The organism is Roseovarius sp. A-2, assembly GCF_002072155.1.
In the GTDB taxonomy this organism is placed as follows: Bacteria; Pseudomonadota; Alphaproteobacteria; order Rhodobacterales; family Rhodobacteraceae; genus Roseovarius.
In genome coordinates, this window is sequence record NZ_BDIY01000005.1 from 36,095 (window position 1) to 53,269 (window position 17,175).

A 17,175-nucleotide genomic window follows, 5' to 3' on the forward strand; every position below is an offset into this window, starting at 1 on the left:
CGCCCTTGTCGCGGCGCGCCCGCAGGGCGTCAAGCCCTCTGTGTCACGCGGCCGTGGTCAGGCGGCATGCGAGTGCGCGGCGATCACGTGCTCCGTCAGGCGCAGCATCCGAAGCCCGGCACGGCCCGACCGGTGCAACCGTTCCGCCCGTTCGCGCAGGCCTCGCATGACCCGGTCATACTCCGCCGTGAGCGGTGCCGGGAAGTGAACGGCATAGCCGATTGCAACTGCGCCCTGCATGATGTCCACGACTGCCTCGAACGCGCCCTGTTGGGGATTGTAGCGCACTGGTCCGATCCGGCATGGCTGATGTTGCATGAGTCCGATCCTTTGTCTGATGGCCCGCGCGGGGCCTGTGGATAACTACAGAAGATATCGGTATCGCAATGGGTTGATCCAAGCCGGGGTCACAAAAATGTGGCAGGCTGCGATTTCGGGGAGGGTCTGTCTTGAACCTCACACGGCCGTTCCCCATTTACTATTCAAGGTCCCCGACCGCTGCATGCCTTGATTAGGGTGCGGCACCGGGGGAACGCTTGAGAAAAGGAGAACGACCATGGACTTCAACAAGTTCACGGAGCGGTCGCGCGGTTTCATTCAGGCCGCACAGACCATCGCGATGCGCGAAAGCCATCAGAAACTTGCCCCCGAACATCTGCTCAAGGCGCTGCTGGACGATCCCGAGGGTCTGGCCAGCAACCTGATCAAACGCGGCGGCGGCGATCCCGCGCGCGTGATGCAGGCCAACGATCTGGCGCTTGGCAAGATAACGCAGGTCTCGGGCGATGCGGGCCAGACCTATATGGACCAGCAAACCGGCAAGGTGCTGGCGGAGGCCGAGAAGCTGGCCTCGAAAGCCGGTGACAGCTTTGTGCCCGTGGAACGCATCCTGACTGCGCTTGCCGTCGTGAAAAGTCCGGCCAAGGAGGCGCTTGATGCAGGCGGTATCAGCGCGCAGCAGATCAACGAGGCGATCAACGACATCCGCAAGGGCCGCACCGCCGACACGGCGAGCGCCGAGGACACCTATGAGGCGCTGGAAAAATACGCGCACGATCTGACCAAGGCCGCCCGCGAAGGCAAGATCGACCCCATCATCGGGCGCGATGATGAAATCCGCCGCGCCATGCAGGTGCTCAGCCGCCGCACCAAGAACAACCCGGTTCTGATCGGTGAGCCGGGCGTGGGTAAAACCGCCATCGCCGAGGGCCTCGCGCTGCGCATCGTCAATGGGGACGTGCCTGAATCCTTGCGCAACAAGCGCTTGCTGTCGCTCGACATGGGCGCACTGATCGCGGGTGCGAAATATCGCGGCGATTTCGAGGAACGGCTCAAGGGCGTGCTCAATGAGGTGACGCAGGCCGCCGGTGAAATCATCCTCTTCATCGACGAGATGCATACGCTGGTGGGCGCGGGCAAGGCCGATGGCGCGATGGATGCCGCCAACCTGATCAAACCGGCGCTCGCGCGTGGCGAATTGCACTGCATCGGCGCGACCACGCTCGACGAATACCGCAAGCATGTGGAAAAGGATGCCGCGCTGGCCCGCCGGTTCCAGCCGCTTGTGGTCGAGGAGCCGACGGTGGAGGACACGATCAGCATCCTGCGCGGCATCAAGGAGAAATACGAGCTGCATCACGGCGTGCGCATCTCGGATTCGGCGCTGGTGGCGGCGGCGACGCTCAGCCACCGCTACATCACCGACCGCTTCCTGCCCGACAAGGCCATCGACCTGATGGATGAGGCCGCCAGCCGTCTGCGCATGGAAGTCGACAGCAAACCCGAGGAACTCGACGCGCTCGACCGCGACATCCTGCAAAAGCAGATCGAGGCCGAGGCGCTGCGCAAGGAGGACGACGCCGCCTCCAAGGACCGGCTGGCCAAGCTGGAACGGGAACTGGCCGAGTTGCAGGAGAAATCCTCGGAGATGACCGCGCAATGGCAGGCCGAGCGTGACAAGCTGGCCAGCGCCCGCGACATCAAGGAGCAACTCGACCGCGCCCGCGCCGAGCTCGACATCGCCAAGCGCGAAGGCAATCTCGCCAAGGCGGGCGAGCTCAGCTATGGCGTCATACCGCAGCTTGAAAAGCAACTGAGTGAGGCCGAGAGCCAAGGCGATGACGATGTCATGGTCGAAGAGGCCGTGCGCCCCGAGCAGATCGCGCAGGTCGTCGAACGCTGGACCGGCATCCCGACCGCCAAGATGCTGGAAGGCGAGCGCGAAAAACTGCTGGGCATGGAAGACAACCTGCATCAACGCGTGATCGGCCAGAACAAGGCGGTCAAGGCCGTGGCCAACGCCGTGCGTCGCGCCCGCGCGGGCCTCAACGACGAGAACCGGCCCCTGGGCAGCTTCCTCTTCCTCGGGCCGACCGGCGTAGGCAAGACCGAACTGACCAAGGCGGTGGCCGAGTTCCTCTTTGACGACGACTCAGCGATGGTGCGCATCGACATGTCGGAATTCATGGAGAAACATTCGGTCGCTCGTCTGATCGGCGCGCCTCCGGGCTATGTCGGCTATGACGAGGGCGGGGTGCTGACCGAAGCCGTGCGCCGCCGCCCCTATCAGGTGGTGCTATTCGACGAGGTCGAAAAGGCGCATCCCGACGTGTTCAACGTGCTGTTGCAGGTGCTCGATGACGGGGTGCTGACTGATGGTCACGGGCGCACCGTGGATTTCAAGCAGACCCTGATCGTGCTCACCTCGAACTTGGGCTCACAGGCGCTCAGCCAGCTGCCCGAAGGCTCGGATTCGGCGGAGGCCAAGCGCGACGTGATGGATGCGGTGCGGTCCCATTTCCGCCCTGAATTCCTCAACCGGCTCGACGAGACGATCATCTTCGACCGCCTCAACCGCGAGGATATGGACGGGATCGTCGAAATCCAGCTGCGCCGCCTGCTCCGGCGTCTGGCCAGCCGCAACATTGCGCTGCAACTCGACGATGCCGCCAAGACATGGCTTGCCGATGCGGGCTATGATCCGGTGTTCGGCGCGCGTCCGCTCAAGCGGGTGATCCAGCGCGCCTTGCAGGATCCGCTCGCCGAGGCGCTGCTTGCGGGCGACATCCTCGACGGCGCGACCGTGCCGGTCACAGCAGGCCCCGACGGGCTGATCATCGGCGACCGGGTGGGGACAACCACCCAGGACCCGCCCGCCGACGCGGTGGTCCACTGATCCGCAATCGCCCCTCGGCATGGCCGGGGGGCGTTTTTTGTCAAGCCTGATCCTCGAGAATCATGTCCGATGCCTTTTCCCCGATCATGATCGCCGGGGCGTTGGTATTGCCCGAGACGATCTCGGGCATGATCGAGCAATCGGCGACGCGCAGCCCGGTGATGCCATGTACGCGCAGCCGCGCATCGACCACCGCGCCCGGACCTTGGCCCATTTTGCAGGTGCCGGTTGGGTGATAGATCGTGGTGGAATAGTTGCGCGCCCAGTCGAGCGTGCCGTCGTAATCGTCGATATCAAGCGAGGCGTCGGGGCGGAATTCCTCGGATATCTTGGTCGTGAGCGGCGCGTGCCGGGCGATGCGGCGGGCGATGCGGATGCCCTCAACAATGGTCCGGCAGTCGGTTTCGGTCGCGAGGTAATTGGGATGGATTTTCGGATAGGTGTTCGGATCGGCAGAGGCGAGGCGGATTTCGCCCCGGCTTTCGGGGCGCAACTGACAGACCGACATTGTGAAGGCCGAGAAGCGATGTGCCCCCTCGCCAGGGCTGTCCGCCGACCAAGGCTGCACGTGGAACTGGATGTCGGGGGTTTCTACATGATCGCCGGTGCGCATGAACCCGGTGGCAAGGCTCGCGGCCATCGCCATCGGACCCGCACGGAACATCGCGTATTTCAGCGCGATACGCGCCTGATCGAACAGGCTGCGCACCTCGTCGTTTAGCGTCGGCTCATTGCATTTGAACACCAGCCGCGCCTGTAAATGATCCTGCATGTTGCGCCCCACGCCGGGCAGGTCGCGCCGCACCTCGATCCCGTGTTCGGCCAGATGCGCGGCTTCGCCCAGGCCCGACAGCATCATTAGCTGCGGAGAGCCGATGGCCCCCGATGAGAGGATCACCTCGCGCCCGGCGCGCGCCGTATGCTCTATCCCCGCACGGTCGCGATAGGCCACACCGGTCGCGCGGGTGCCGTCAAAGGTGATCCGGCTCGCCTGTGCGCGGGTCACAATCGTCAGGTTCTCGCGGTCCCGCACCGGGTTTAGAAAGGCCACCGCGGAGGAACACCGCCGCCCGTTGCGCGTGGTCAGTTGAAAATAGCCCACGCCTTCCTGTGTCGCGCCGTTGTAATCGGGGTTGAACGGATAGCCCGCCTCTTGCGCCGCTGCGACCCAGGCGTCGCAGATCGGCCGTTGCAGGCGCATGTTAGACACCCAGAGCGATCCCTGATCGCCGTGATAGTCATCCGCGCCGCGTTCCTGCCGCTCGGATCGTTTGAAGAGCGGCAGCACATCGTCCCACCCCCAGCCCGGATTGCCCATCTGCGCCCAGCGGTCGTAATCCTGCGGCTGGCCCCGCACATACAGAAGGCCGTTGAGCGACGACGACCCGCCCAGAACCTTGCCGCGCGGCCAGTCGATCGCGCGGCCATTGAGCCCCGGATCGGGCTCGGTGCGGTAGCACCAGTCGACGCTCGGGTTGTGCATGGTCTTGAAATACCCGACCGGGATATGAATCCACGGGTTCCAGTCGCGCCCACCCGCCTCCATCAGCACAACCTTGGTCTTGGGATCGGCGGAGAGGCGATTCGCCAGAACGCATCCAGCAGAGCCTGCGCCGACGATCACGTAATCCGCAGAAATTTCAGACATTTTTCAATGACCTTTCGATGCGTTTGAGAGGAAAAAAGTTTTTCCTTGCCACATTGACCATAAGTTGACCAATAATGATACCGCAAGTATCAATATTGCAATTTCAGGGAGGGAACCATGAAAGCATCGAAAGCCCTAGCCGGGATTTCCCGGAGGGATTTATTCCGTCTGTCAGGCCAATTTGGCCTGTCATCCGTGGTCATGGGTGCGGGTGCGCTGACGGGGGCTGTCAGTCTGCCCTCCCTCGCACGCGCCGCCGAGAGCACCTATGAAAAACGCTTTGCCAAGGAGCCCAAGCACACGCTGAAACTGGGGGCTTCGGGTTTCAACGCGCGCAACCTGCTGATCGAGCGTGCCGGCGTTCTGGAGTTCGCCCGCGACCTGGAGGAGCGGACGGAAGGCGAGATTCGTGTCGAATTCATCGGCGACAACCAGATTTGCGGCCAGCTCAACTGTGTCGAAAAGACCCAGACCGGCGTGATCGACATGTATGCCGCCTCGACGCAGAACTCGGCGGGCGGTGCGCCCTATCTCAACGTGCTGGACTATGCCTACATGTTTCCCAGCCGGGCGGCGCAGTACCATTTCCTCTATTCCCCGGCCTCGCAGCGCGTGCTGCGCGAGCCGCTGGAAAACCGTCACGGGCTGAAATTCCTGTTCTCGCATTGCGAACTGCGCGGCATCCAGCTGGGCAACAACTTTGCCGAGAAACCGACCGTGACCAAGCTCGAAGAGCTGTTCGGCACCAAGAACCGCGTGACTGGCACGCAACTGGGCCGTATCGCTATGCAGCTTCTCAACCTCAACCCGGTGCCGGTGGCCTGGGAAGAAACATTGGACGGGCTCAAGCAGGGCCTGATCGACGGGGCCGAGACCTGGGCGTCGGCGGTGGCCTATGCCAACATGTCGCCGGTGGTCAGCCAATCGGTCGATCTCAAGTTCTTCTGCGGAACCGAGCATACTTCGATGTCGGTGCGCGTTTTTGATGCGATGGAGCCGCATCTGCAGGATGCGATTATGGAATCGGCCTATCTGGCGCAGGTCCAGGTTCAGGCAGCGAACGAGGCGGCACTGATCAAGACTGTCGGGTTTTCCGATCCGCAATTGCCCGGCACGATCTTTGCCGAGCACGGCGTGCGGCCTGCCTTTCTCGCCGACGATCAGATCAAGATGGCCGAGGAAATGTGCTCGCCCGAGTTCAACCCCGAGCCTTGGGCGCAATGGCGCGAGAGACTCAACGGCTGGGCCGGGGGCATCGACACCTATCAGGAGATTTACGATACCGCGCGCGAGATCCCCGTGGATACCTTGCCCGAGAATGTCGAGCCGCGTCGCTGGTGGCGTTCGGCCTGATCGCCTAGCATAGGGCCGGGCCGCGCGCGGCCCGGCTTCAAGCCGCCGAGACGTTCGGCCGCGACATACGGCAACCCAAAGAGAAGGAGTGGGCATGACCGGCTGGTTTCAGGGTATGGGGGAGATATTTGGTGCCCTCGCCTCGGGCGATTCGTGGATGTTGAGCGAGGCGATGCGCGCACCGGCGACCTGGCCGTTGGGCCTGATCGCGATGCTGGTGGTCGCGATCGCCTTTCTGACCCTCTACCGCGTGGTGCCTTGGGCCGAGCGCAATCTTGAACAATCGCTGATGGTCGTCTCTTACCTCGCCATCGGCGGGATCATCTTTGTCGAGGTGTTCCGCCGCTTCGTGCTGTCGCAGCAGGCGCCGTGGTCGACCACGCTGCCGCCGTTCCTGTTTCTGATCATGACGTGGTTCGGGTGCAGTTATAACGTCAAGCTTCGCACGCATCTGGCCTTTGCCGAGTTTCGCACCGCCATGCCGCGCGCCGGGCAGATGGGCTGCCTGATGCTGGATGCGCTGCTGTGGATCGGGTTTTCCTGGGTGGTTGTGGTGACGTCGATGAAGGTCGCGGTCAATTCGGCAGCGAATTTCCAGATCATGCTGGGCACCGACAACGTGATGCAATGGTGGTTCCTGCTGTCGGTGCCGCTGGCATTCACCACGCTGGTGGCTCGGGTGATCGAGAACGCGCTGCGCGACATCGCCAATTACCGAAACGGCGACACGCTTATCACCCAATCCGTGATCGGAGGTGACTGACATGACCGACCCTTCAACCCTCGTCACGCTCATTTCCATCGCGGTGACGTTTCTCTTCATGCTGGGCGTGCCGGTTTTTCTGGTGATCGGCTACTGGGTGATCGGCGTATCTTTCGTCCTCGGGATGCCGCTCCAGAATATCGGCGGGGCGCTGGCGGATGTGTTCACCGATGGCTTTGCGCTGCTGGCCATGCCGCTGTTTATCCTGACGGGTGATCTGATCAACCGCTCGGGCATCGCGCGCCGACTGTCGGATTTCGCCTATGCCTGCCTTGGCTGGATACGCGGCGGGCTGGCGATGGCCTCGCTTGGTGCCTGCGGGCTTTTTGCCGCGATCTCGGGGTCGAACTCGGCCACCACGGCAACCATCGGCTCGATGCTGCATCCCGAGATGGTCAAGGGCGGCTATGACGAGCGGTTCTCGGCGGCCACCGCAGCGGCGGGCGGTACGGTCGGCATCATCATCCCGCCCTCGATCATCTTCATCGTCTACGGCTTTCTACTGAACCTGCCGATTTCGGAGTTGTTCGTGGCTGGGATCATTCCAGGCGCGCTGATGGTGGGCGCAATGATGTTCGCGGCCTTCCTGATCTGCTTTAGCAACAAGTGGGGCATTCTGATCACGCTCAGCCCGATGCGGGTGATCAAGACCGCAATCGGTGCCTGGCTCGGCTTTTTTGCCATCGGCCTCGTGCTCTGGGGCATCTATACCGGCAAGTTCTCGCCCACCGAAGCTGCGGGCGTGACCGTGGGCTTTTGCGTGATCGTGGGTTTCATCAGCCTGCCACTCTACAAGATCATGGGCGGGGCCAAGGGCCGCGATGTCAGCGAAAAGCGGGTCTCGGAAATGCTAGTCGTCGAAGGATTCAGCCCGCTGGAACTGCCCGCGATCACCATGCGCTCGGCGCAGATCACCGGCATCCTGGCACCGCTGATCGCGGTGTCGGTGGTGATGCAGCAGATCCTGTCGGTGCTGGGCGCGCAGGAGCTGATCGGCGGGTTCGTCACCTCGATGGGCGGCTATTACGCGGTGCTCTTCACCTCGATGGCGATTGTCTTCGTCTGCGGCATGGTGTTGGAAAGTCTGCCGGTGACGATTATCCTCGCGCCGATCCTGGCCCCCATCGCGCATTCGGTCGGGGTGGAGCCGGTTCAATTCGCGGTGATCTTCCTTGTGGGGGCCTCCATCGGGTTTATCACGCCGCCCTACGGGCTCAATCTCTATGTCGCCTCGGGTGTGACGGGCGTTCCCTATTTCCGCCTGTTGCGCTACACCGTCCCGTATCTGGTGGCTTTGCTTTCGGTCTGGTTTATCGTGGCCCTCGTACCAGAGCTATCGACGGCCTTGCTTCCGAACCGCTGACGATGGGGTAGTCATGGACGGTGACAACACGGGAACGATCCCGACAAACCTGCGCCTGCTTCTGGTGATCGAAGAGATCGCGCGGGCCGGTGTGCCGGTCACGCCCACGGATGTGAATGCGCGGCTCGGCCTGCCCAAGCCGACCATTCACCGGCTCTTCGCCACGCTGGAAGAGGAGGGATTCCTGCAACGCGATATGGACGGGCGCACCTATTCGCCGGGGCCGCGGCTGCGCACCATGGCGGGCGGCATCCTGTCATCGCTGCGCATCCGCACGGCGCGGCAGGCCATTCTCAAGCGGCTAAGCCGCGAGATCGGCGAGACCTGCAACATCGCCCTGCCGGATCGTGACGCGATGACTTACCTGGAGCGGGTCGAGACCGAATGGCCGCTGCGCATCCAACTGCCCATCGGTACGCGGGTCCCGTTCTACTGCACGGCGAGCGGCAAGATGTATCTCAGCTCACTGGCGCGGACGCATCTGGAGAAATACCTCGCGGCGACCGATCTGCGCGCGAGAACTGCCAACACCCTCACCGATCCCGAGGCACTGATCGACGAGATACGGCTGGTGCGCGACAGCGGCTATGCGCTCGATCGCGAAGAGTTCATGCAGGACATGATCGCGCTCGCGGTGCCGGTGCTCGATATCAACGGCCGGCTGATGGCGACGCTGTCGTTTCACGCGCCGACGCAGCGGTTCGACATCGATCGCGCGCTCGGCTATCTGCACCAGATGCGCGAGGCGGCGGTGGATCTGTCAAGTTTGGTGAGCGGGGAGTGAACCGTCACGACGCTGCCCGCCCCTCACGCGCGAGGTGCCGGGCATAGAGGCGCGGGGCAAGAAGCCGCTCATAGACCAGATGCGCGGCCTGACGCAGCCCCGGCAACGACACGATCCGCGCGATCCGGCGATAGCGCGGCAATGCCCGCCAGAGCGCGATGAAGGCATCGACCCCCGACAGGATGCGCCCGCCCTGCCGCACATGCAGCCGCTTTGCGGCGGCATCGGCCCCGATCCCCCAATCGGCCAGATCGCGGGTGTTGAGGTCGTGAAACGCGATCGGCAGGCCACGCGCCTCGGCATAGCCCCGGTAACGGTCGATCTCGGCCCGGCAGACCGGGCAGCGGGCATTATAGAGCACATGGGTTTCAGTGGTCATCGGGGCCTCCTCTTGCGTTATCTAGAACGGGAGGAGGTCACGGGAAGAGCGCGCATCCTGCGTCGTCATGGCACGCCAAAATGTCCGCGACAGCGAGGCTCCGGGGCATGCGTCTGACGAGAGATCCTCGGGTCAAGCCCGAGGATGACGGGGGAGGGAGGTGCCGCCCAGAGTATTTTTGGTGGGCCACTAGGCGGGGACGCGCCCCCACAGATCATACTCCCCGGCCTCATCCACCTCGACGGTGACGATATCGCCGAGTGAGAGCGCCTCTGTCCCCTCGTCGATGAACAAGTTCCCGTCAATCTCGGGGGCGTCGGCCTTGGTGCGGCAGGTGGCGATGCCGTCTTGGTCGATGTCGTCCACGATAACGTCGAGATGCTGGCCGACCTTCGCGGCCAGCTTGGCCTCCGAGATCGCCTGCGCCTTGGCCATGAACCGGTCCCAGCGGTCCTGTTTGACCTCTTGGGCCACGTGATCGGGCAGGGCATTGGAGCGCGCGCCCGCGACATTCTCGTATTGAAAACAGCCGACCCGGTCGAGCTGCGCCTCGTCGAGCCAATCCAGAAGCGTCTGGAATTCCGCCTCGGTTTCGCCGGGATAGCCGACGATGAAGGTGGAGCGCAGGGCGATGTCGGGGCACTCGCGTCGCCAGGCGGCGATCTCGTCAAGGGTGCGCGCGGCGGCGGCGGGGCGGGCCATGCGTTTGAGAGTGTCTGGATGGGCGTGCTGGAACGGGATGTCGAGATAGGGCAGCACCAGCCCTTCCGCCATCAGCGGGATCAACTCGCGCACATGCGGGTAGGGATAGACGTAATGCAGCCGCACCCATGCGCCCAAGCTCCCCAGATCGCGCGCCAGATCGGTGATATGAGCGCGATGGCCATTCGTCTCGGCATGTTTGATATCGACACCGTAGGCGGAGGTGTCCTGAGAGATCACCAGCAATTCGCGCACGCCGCTTTCGACCAGCTTTTCGGCTTCGCGGATCACCGCATGGGCGGGGCGGCTGGCAAGACGCCCGCGCATGTCGGGGATGATGCAGAATTTACACTTGTGATTGCAGCCCTCGGAAATCTTGAGATAGCTGTAATGGCGTGGTGTCAGGCGCACCCCCGAAGCGGGCAAAAGATCAATGAACGGGTCGGGGTTGGGCGGCACGGCGGCATGGACCGCGTCGAGCACCTGCTCGTATTGGTGCGGGCCGGTCACGGCAAGGACGCGGGGATGCACCCCGGTGATGTAGTCGGGCTCGGCCCCCAGACAGCCGGTGACGATCACCCGGCCATTCTCGGTCAGCGCCTCGCCGATGGCCTCGAGGCTTTCGGCCTTGGCGCTGTCGAGAAATCCACAGGTGTTCACGATCACCGCATCCGCGCCGGTATAATCGGGCGAGATGCCGTAACCCTCGGCGCGCAGCCGGGTGAGGATGCGTTCGCTGTCCACCAGCGCTTTGGGACAGCCTAGCGAAACCATGCCGATGGTGGGTTGGCCGTGGCGCGGTGCCTCGGTCAGGCGGGCGCGCGGGGCGAGGTCGGGGCGAAGGCTGGGCGGGTTTTGTGACATGGCCGCGATATAGCCTCTGCCCGGTCCCGCGGGAAGGGGCAAAAGCGGTTGCCCAAGCCTGCACTGCACGCCTAGAGTTGTCCTGAGGCGTTGCAGGAAAGGGCGTGTGCCATGAGGTGGGTGTTTCGGCTGATCGGGCTGGTGGTTGTGATCGTGGCAATCGTGCTGGGCGCGCTGTTTTTCCTGCCTGGCGACCGGATCGCCAAGATCGCCGCCGAGCAGATTTCCAAGGCAACGGGCCGTCAGGTCACCATGTCGGGGGAGACAAAGATCAGCTTTTATCCCGTTCTGGGCGTCGCGACCGGGGCCGTCGAGGTCGCCAATGCCGACTGGTCCGACGCAGGGCCGATATTCACCGCCGACAGCCTCAAGATCGGGGTGGAGCCTGCGGCGCTGTTCGGGGGCGATATCCGGATCACCGGGCTGGAGGCGGTGGGGCCGCAGATCCGGCTGGAGCGGGCCGCCGACGGACGGGTGAACTGGGAACTGGGGGTCGAGGGCGTGGCGCCCTCTGGCCAGTCCGAGGGCGACACGCCTGCCACCGCGAACCGGTTGTCACTGACGCTGGACCGGGCGCTGATAAAGGGCGCCTATCTGACCTATACCGATCATGGCACAGGCGAGGTGCAGGCGATCCGCGACATGGATTTCGATCTGCGCTGGCCCGATTACGATGGCCGGGCGACATTCGACGTGGTGCTGCGGCAGGCGGGCGATCCGGTGACGGTGTCGGGCCATCTGGAACAGGTGGGCGCGTTCATCGACGGGGCGGTCACGGATGTGGTGGCAAATATCGAGGGGCCGGGCGGGCGTCTCGGCTTTGACGGGCGCGCGGGTCTTCAGCCGCAGGTGCAGGGGCGGTTCGATATCGACATGTCCGACACCAGTGCCTTTGTCGCGGCGCTGGATCTGGGTGCGGTGGATCTGCCACAGGGCTTTGGCGCTGGCGTCAGAGGCGGGGCGGATGTGACGCTGACGCAGGAAATGCGGCTCAGCTTGCGCGACATGACGCTTGATCTGGGGGGTAATGCGCTGTCTGGGGCGGCGGATATCGAGCTTGCGGGTGATGTGCCGCGCGTCAATGCGCAGCTCGATGCCGGCGCGCTTGATCTGTCGCAATTCGCTGGCGCGGATGGGGAGGCGGGCGGCGGTGCTGACAGCGGCTGGTCGCGCACGCCTATCGACGCAAGCGGTCTGGCGCTTGCGAATGGCGAGGTGGCGCTGGTGGCCGACAGCATCGACCTGGGCGACCTGAAGCTGGGCACAACCCGCACGCTGATGACGCTGGACCGGTCGCGCGCGGTGTTCTCATTGCGTGAGTTGCGTGCCTATGACGGGCTGATCACCGGCGAGTTCGTGGCCAACAACCGCGCGGGCCTGTCGGTGGGGGGCAACATGAATGCCGAGGGGATCAACCTCGAACGCTTCCTTGCGGATGCGATGGACATCACCCGGTTTGCCGCCTCGGCAAACGGCGAGGTGGAGTTTCTCGGCGTCGGCCAATCGGTGCATGCGATCATGAATTCGCTGTCGGGCAAGGGCGCGATGCGCACCGGACGGGGGGTGATCTCGGGGATCGATCTCGACCGGCTGATGCGGGCGGGCGACGTGTCGGGGGGGACCACGGTTTTCGACACGCTGAGCGCCAGTTTTACAATGGACAAGGGTCATCTCTATAACCGCGATCTGGCGATGAAGCTGCCGCTGGCGCGGGCCGAGGGGACGGGCCGCGTGGGTCTGGGCGCGCGCGATATCGACTATCTCTTCACGCCGGTGCTGTTGGAGGGGGAGAATTCCCGTGGCCTTGCTATCCCGGTGCGGATCGAGGGGCCCTGGGCCAGCCCGCGCATCAAGCCCGACCTGGAGAAGGCGCTCGATCTAAACCTCAAGGCCGAGCGCGAGAAGCTGGAGCAGAAGGCCGAGGAGCGGTTGGAGCGCGAGGTGCAAAAGCGGCTCAAGGTGACGCCGAAGGAGGGCCAGAGCCTAGAGGATGCCGTCAATGAGAAGATCGAAGACAAGATCGAAGACAAGGCGAAGGACGTGCTTCGCAAGCTTTTCGAGTGAGATCCGCGTCGGATTTGAGTATTTTGCCAAGAAGAAACAGGGGGCGGGATGGTGAGCGAGGTCAGGGCGCAATACGAGGCCTATCCCTATCCGACGCGCGATCCGGCGGAGGAGAAGACGCGGTTGATCACCGGATCGCCGTCGCACGTGCTGGAGGTCGATCATTTCGTCTTCGGCGGTGCGCGCGACTGGTCACGGCCCTTGCGGGTGCTGGTGGCGGGCGGCGGCACCGGGGACGCGCTCATCCAACTGGCGCAGCAGATGAAGAATGCAGGGCGAGCGGCCGAGATCACCTATCTGGACCTCTCGACCGCCTCGCGTGCGATTGCAGAGGAGCGCGCGCGGGTTCGGGGGCTGGGTGGCATCCGCTTTGTCACCGGCAGCCTGTTGAACGCCGCTGAGTATGGCGAATTCGACTATATCGACTGTTGCGGCGTGCTGCATCACCTGCCCGACCCGGCCGCGGGGTTTCGCGCGTTGCTGGCCGCGCTGGCCCCCGGCGGCGGCATGGGGTTCATGGTCTATGCGCCCTATGGGCGGTCAGGTGTATATCCGCTGCAAGAGGCGTTCGCCACGCTTTTTGACGGCATGGTGCCCGAGGCGCGGCTGAACGCGGCGCGCAAGATCATGGCTGGCCTGCCCGAGGGGCATCCGTTCAAGGCCAATATCAATCTTGGCGATCACAAGGACAGCGACGCAGGGTTCTATGACTTGCTATTGCACTCGCAGGACCGCGCCTTTGACGTGACCACGCTCTGCGACATGCTGGAGGCGACGGGCTGGCATCTGTCGGGCTTTACCATGCCCGCGCTTTATGATCTCGGGCGGTTGACCGAAGTGCCGGACCATCTGGGCAGGGTGGAGCGTATGGCGCTGGCCGAAAAGCTCAACGGCACGATCAAGACGCATGTGGGATACGCGGTGCGTGGCAGCGAGGCACGCGGCCAGGGCACGGGCCGCAATCGCGCGCTGATACCGCATGTCAAGGGGCTGCGCGCCGCTGATCTGGCGCGTGCGGTGGCGCAGGGCCAAAGCCCCAAGCTTAGCTTTGGCGGGTTGCGGGCGCGGCTGAGCCTGCCGAAAGAGGCGGCCCGGCTGATCGCGGCGGTGGATGGACGGCGCAGCCTGCAAGAGATCGCGCAGGCAACCGGGACCGACCCCATCGGCATGGGCGCGCTCTGGTCGCGGATCGAGCGGGAGCTGGGCGATCACGGGCTCTTGGTATATTCCTCGATCCTGCGGCGCTGAAGCGCCATCAGGCCGAGGCGCGGCAAACGCAACGCCAGCCGCCACAGGATGCCGCCATAGTCCGCATCCCCTGCCATCAGGTCGAGAAACTGCCGCCGCAGCGTCGTCGAACGGGCGAAGGCGCGGGCGAAGGACGGCTCAAGCGCGGGGGCGAAGATCACCGGGCGGATCAGCCGCGCCATCCGCAGGCTGCGGTGCAGCGGCCGCAGGGCGCGCCGGTAGCGGCGCAGGGCCGTCTCGGGTCGGTGTGCGGCGAGCGCGCTGATTGCCGCCTCTGCCGCCAGTTGGCCGCTATGCAGGGCGTGGCCGATCCCCTCGCCGGTGATCGGATCGACCAGCCCGGCGGCGTCGCCCGCGAGCAACACCGCGTTCCGTCCGGGGGTTCTCCGAAAATGGCCGAACGGCAGGAACTGGCCCTTGATGCGCGCCTCAGGGGCCGTCACGCCAAGACTGTCGCAATAGGCGGCCATGGTGCGTTTCATGCCGGGGTTTCCGGACAGCAGGCCGCCGACGCCGATGGTGGTCGAACGCCGTTTGGGAAAGACCCAGCCATAGCCCCATTGCGCGGCTGCAAGGTCGATGCGGATCGGCGCGTCGGGGGACAGGTGCGGATCGGTTGCCTCAATCTCCAGCCCGAAGCCGATGTGCGCGCGCTCGAAGCTCTGGCCGAAGAGGCGTTTCGCCACCTGGCTGTTAACCCCGTCGGCCCCGATCAGCACGCCATAGGCAAGGGCGCGGCCATCGGTGAGCGTGACGGTGCGCGCGCTGAAATTCAGCGCAGACACCTCCTGCCCTGTGAAATCCCGCGCGCCCGCGCCGAGCGCCTGTCCGCAGATCATCGCATCCATGTCCCACCGCATCGCAAGGCAAAGCGTCGGGGCATCCTGGATCACCCCGATGGGCTGGCCGCGATGGCGGAAATCGACCGTGGTCTTGCGCTGATCTGGGTCGAACGGCATCTCATGACCGAAGATCGCGGCGTAATGCCTCCGCGCGCGCCCCGTCACGAGGCCGCCGCAGAGCTTGTCGCGCGGAAAGCTCTTGCGGTCGATGAGTGCCACCGTAAGGCCTGCGCGCGCCGCCCAGAACGCCGCTGCGCCACCTGCGGGCCCGGCGCCGATCACGATGAGGTCAAAGTGCTCCATTCAGACCTCGGGCAGAGCGTCGCGCCGTATCATGGTACGCAGCGCGAAGCTGGAGCGCATGGAGCGGATGCCGGGGGTCTGCATCAGCCCGTCCTCGAGAAACCGGTCGAAGCCCGCGAGGTCGGCGGCGACCACGCGGACGAGCACGTCGCGCGTGCCGGTCATCAGGTAGCATTCCATCACCTCGTCGAAACGGCGCAGGCGGGTCTCGAAGGTCTTGATGGCGTCGCGGGTGTGATGCTCCAGCTCGACGAAGATGAAGGCGTTGAGTGGCAGGCCGAGCTTTTCCTGATCGACGCGGGCGGCGTAGCCGGTGATCACGCCCGTCTCTTCCAACCGGGCGATCCGTCGCGCGAGCGGCGTCGGCGAGAGGCCGATACCGGCCGAAAGATCGGCCAGCTTCGCGCGTCCGTCGTGTTGCAGGGCGGCGATGATGCGGCGGTCAATACTGTCCATAATCCCCAAAATCCCCCTTGTTTTTGGGGATAATCCCCGTTCGTCACGTGCAAGTGACCAAAGTTTGCTGTTTTATCTCGCCCGGTTGGTCTTACCCTGTGGGCAAGGAGGATTCCACCATGTTGACACGTCTATCATCGTCCGGCCACGAAGAGCTTTACCGCGTCGAGGATCGCGACAGCGGCTTGCGCGGCTATATCGCACTGCATTCCACGCGGCTTGGCCCGGCGGCGGGGGGCTTGCGGATGCGGGTCTATGAGGGCGACGATGCGGCGATCGAGGATGTGCTGAACCTTTCGCGCGGCATGAGCTACAAGAATGCCGCTGCCGGTCTGCCGCTTGGCGGGGGCAAGGCCGTGATCATGGGCGATCCGCACCACGACAAGACGCCCGCGCTGCTGCGCGCCATGGGGCGCGCCATCGACAGCCTTGCGGGCCGCTACTGGACTGCCGAGGACATGGGGATGTCCCCCGGGGACATGGCCGAGATCGCCCGCGAGACCCGGTTTGTGGCGGGCCGCGATCAGGGCGCGCATGCCAGCGGCGATCCCTCGCCGGTGACGGCGCGCGGCGTGCTGGGTGCGATGCAGGCCGGTGCGATGCGGGTCTGGGGCAAGGCCGATCTGGCCGGTCGTCGCGTCGCGGTGCAGGGGTTGGGCCATGTCGGCTGGCACCTGTGCCTGATGCTGCACGAGGCGGGCGCGCGGCTGCTGGTGGCGGATATGGACGCGGCGCGCGTCGCCTCGACCGTCAAGGAATTCAGCGCGGAGCCGGTGGCACCGGATGCCATTCACGCGGCGGAGGCGGATATTTTCGCGCCCTGCGCCATCGGCGGTGTGCTGAACGCGTGGAGCATCCCCGGGATCAGGGCGGCGATGGTCTGTGGCGCGGCGAACAATCAACTGGCGACGCCCGAGGCCGCCGACCTGCTGGAGGCACGCGGCATTCTCTACCTGCCGGATTACGTGGCCAATGGCGGCGGGATCATCAATGTCGCCGCCGAAATTCTGCAGATCGCGGACCGGGATGGCTGGGTTGCTGACCGTTTGTCGGCGATGCAGGCCAACATGGCGCATATCCTCACCCGTGCAGCGGCGGAGGGCATAAGCCCCGCCGTGATCGCCGACCGGATGGTCGAGGAGCAGTTGCTGGCGCGGGCGGTGTAACCCGCGACGTGATTTGTGCCGGATGGCGGGTCTTGCTAGGCTGGCAAAAACTGCCCTGGAGGCCC

Annotated in this window: 14 protein-coding genes; 8 read left to right on the forward strand and 6 right to left on the reverse strand. The window is 64.6% G+C overall.

Translation table 11 applies throughout. The annotated features are described in order from the left end of the window. Positions 1-57: 57 nt before the first annotated feature. The gene (locus BHD06_RS08580; RefSeq protein ID WP_080456587.1) at positions 58-318 is read right to left on the reverse strand and encodes a hypothetical protein; all 261 of its coding nucleotides are present in this window, start codon (positions 316-318) and stop codon (positions 58-60) included. Between the two features lie 238 nt (positions 319-556). Between BHD06_RS08580 and clpB the strand changes: the two genes are divergently transcribed. Then, on the forward strand, positions 557-3,175 hold the full coding sequence (gene clpB, locus BHD06_RS08585) for an ATP-dependent chaperone ClpB (RefSeq protein ID WP_080456588.1): 2,619 nt from the start codon (positions 557-559) through the stop codon (positions 3,173-3,175). A 40-nt stretch (positions 3,176-3,215) separates the two neighbouring features. On the opposite strand, the gene BHD06_RS08590 is transcribed toward clpB, so the two are convergent. Continuing rightward, positions 3,216-4,823 carry a GMC family oxidoreductase gene (locus tag BHD06_RS08590; protein ID WP_080456589.1) on the reverse strand — a complete coding sequence of 536 codons (1,608 nt, stop codon included), beginning with the start codon at positions 4,821-4,823 and terminating at the stop codon, positions 3,216-3,218. 117 nt (positions 4,824-4,940) lie between these two features. On the opposite strand from BHD06_RS08590, the gene BHD06_RS08595 reads away from it, so the two are divergent. The 4 genes from BHD06_RS08595 (at position 4,941) to BHD06_RS08610 (ending at position 9,086) form a co-directional block, all read left to right on the forward strand. Then, complete coding sequence (locus tag BHD06_RS08595) at positions 4,941-6,176, forward strand: TRAP transporter substrate-binding protein (RefSeq protein WP_080456590.1); 1,236 nt, start codon at positions 4,941-4,943, stop codon at positions 6,174-6,176. A 94-nt stretch (positions 6,177-6,270) separates the two neighbouring features. Next, a complete protein-coding gene (locus BHD06_RS08600; RefSeq protein WP_080456591.1) occupies positions 6,271-6,939 on the forward strand; it encodes a TRAP transporter small permease in 669 nt (222 codons plus the stop codon). A gap of 1 nt (position 6,940) precedes the next feature. Then, positions 6,941-8,302, forward strand: a complete 1,362-nt coding sequence (locus tag BHD06_RS08605) for a TRAP transporter large permease (protein ID WP_080456592.1) — start codon at positions 6,941-6,943, stop codon at positions 8,300-8,302. Between the two features lie 13 nt (positions 8,303-8,315). Further along, positions 8,316-9,086, forward strand: a complete 771-nt coding sequence (locus tag BHD06_RS08610; RefSeq protein ID WP_080456593.1) for an IclR family transcriptional regulator — start codon at positions 8,316-8,318, stop codon at positions 9,084-9,086. A gap of 4 nt (positions 9,087-9,090) precedes the next feature. Here the strand turns inward: BHD06_RS08610 and BHD06_RS08615 are convergent, their stop codons facing one another. Together BHD06_RS08615 and rimO are read right to left on the reverse strand one after the other, a co-directional pair. Then, the gene (locus BHD06_RS08615) at positions 9,091-9,465 is read right to left on the reverse strand and encodes a thiol-disulfide oxidoreductase DCC family protein (protein ID WP_080456594.1); all 375 of its coding nucleotides are present in this window, start codon (positions 9,463-9,465) and stop codon (positions 9,091-9,093) included. A gap of 189 nt (positions 9,466-9,654) precedes the next feature. Beyond that, positions 9,655-11,031: a 30S ribosomal protein S12 methylthiotransferase RimO gene (gene rimO / locus BHD06_RS08620; protein WP_080456595.1), complete on the reverse strand. Its 1,377-nt coding sequence runs from the start codon at positions 11,029-11,031 to the stop codon at positions 9,655-9,657. Positions 11,032-11,142: 111 nt separating this feature from the next. Between rimO and BHD06_RS08625 the strand changes: the two genes are divergently transcribed. Both BHD06_RS08625 and BHD06_RS08630 read left to right on the forward strand, forming a co-directional pair. After that, positions 11,143-13,095 carry an AsmA family protein gene (locus tag BHD06_RS08625; RefSeq protein WP_080456596.1) on the forward strand — a complete coding sequence of 651 codons (1,953 nt, stop codon included), beginning with the start codon at positions 11,143-11,145 and terminating at the stop codon, positions 13,093-13,095. 51 nt (positions 13,096-13,146) lie between these two features. After that, a complete protein-coding gene (locus BHD06_RS08630) occupies positions 13,147-14,343 on the forward strand; it encodes a class I SAM-dependent methyltransferase (RefSeq protein ID WP_080456700.1) in 1,197 nt (398 codons plus the stop codon). On the opposite strand, the gene BHD06_RS08635 is transcribed toward BHD06_RS08630, so the two are convergent. After that, positions 14,304-15,488 carry an NAD(P)/FAD-dependent oxidoreductase gene (locus BHD06_RS08635; protein ID WP_080456597.1) on the reverse strand — a complete coding sequence of 395 codons (1,185 nt, stop codon included), beginning with the start codon at positions 15,486-15,488 and terminating at the stop codon, positions 14,304-14,306. The two genes, BHD06_RS08630 and BHD06_RS08635, sit on opposite strands and share 40 nt — an antisense overlap. Then, on the reverse strand, positions 15,489-15,944 hold the full coding sequence (locus BHD06_RS08640; protein ID WP_080456598.1) for an Lrp/AsnC family transcriptional regulator: 456 nt from the start codon (positions 15,942-15,944) through the stop codon (positions 15,489-15,491). Positions 15,945-16,063: 119 nt separating this feature from the next. Between BHD06_RS08640 and BHD06_RS08645 the strand changes: the two genes are divergently transcribed. Next, the gene (locus BHD06_RS08645; RefSeq protein ID WP_080456599.1) at positions 16,064-17,110 is read left to right on the forward strand and encodes a Glu/Leu/Phe/Val dehydrogenase; all 1,047 of its coding nucleotides are present in this window, start codon (positions 16,064-16,066) and stop codon (positions 17,108-17,110) included. Positions 17,111-17,175 lie beyond the last annotated feature (65 nt).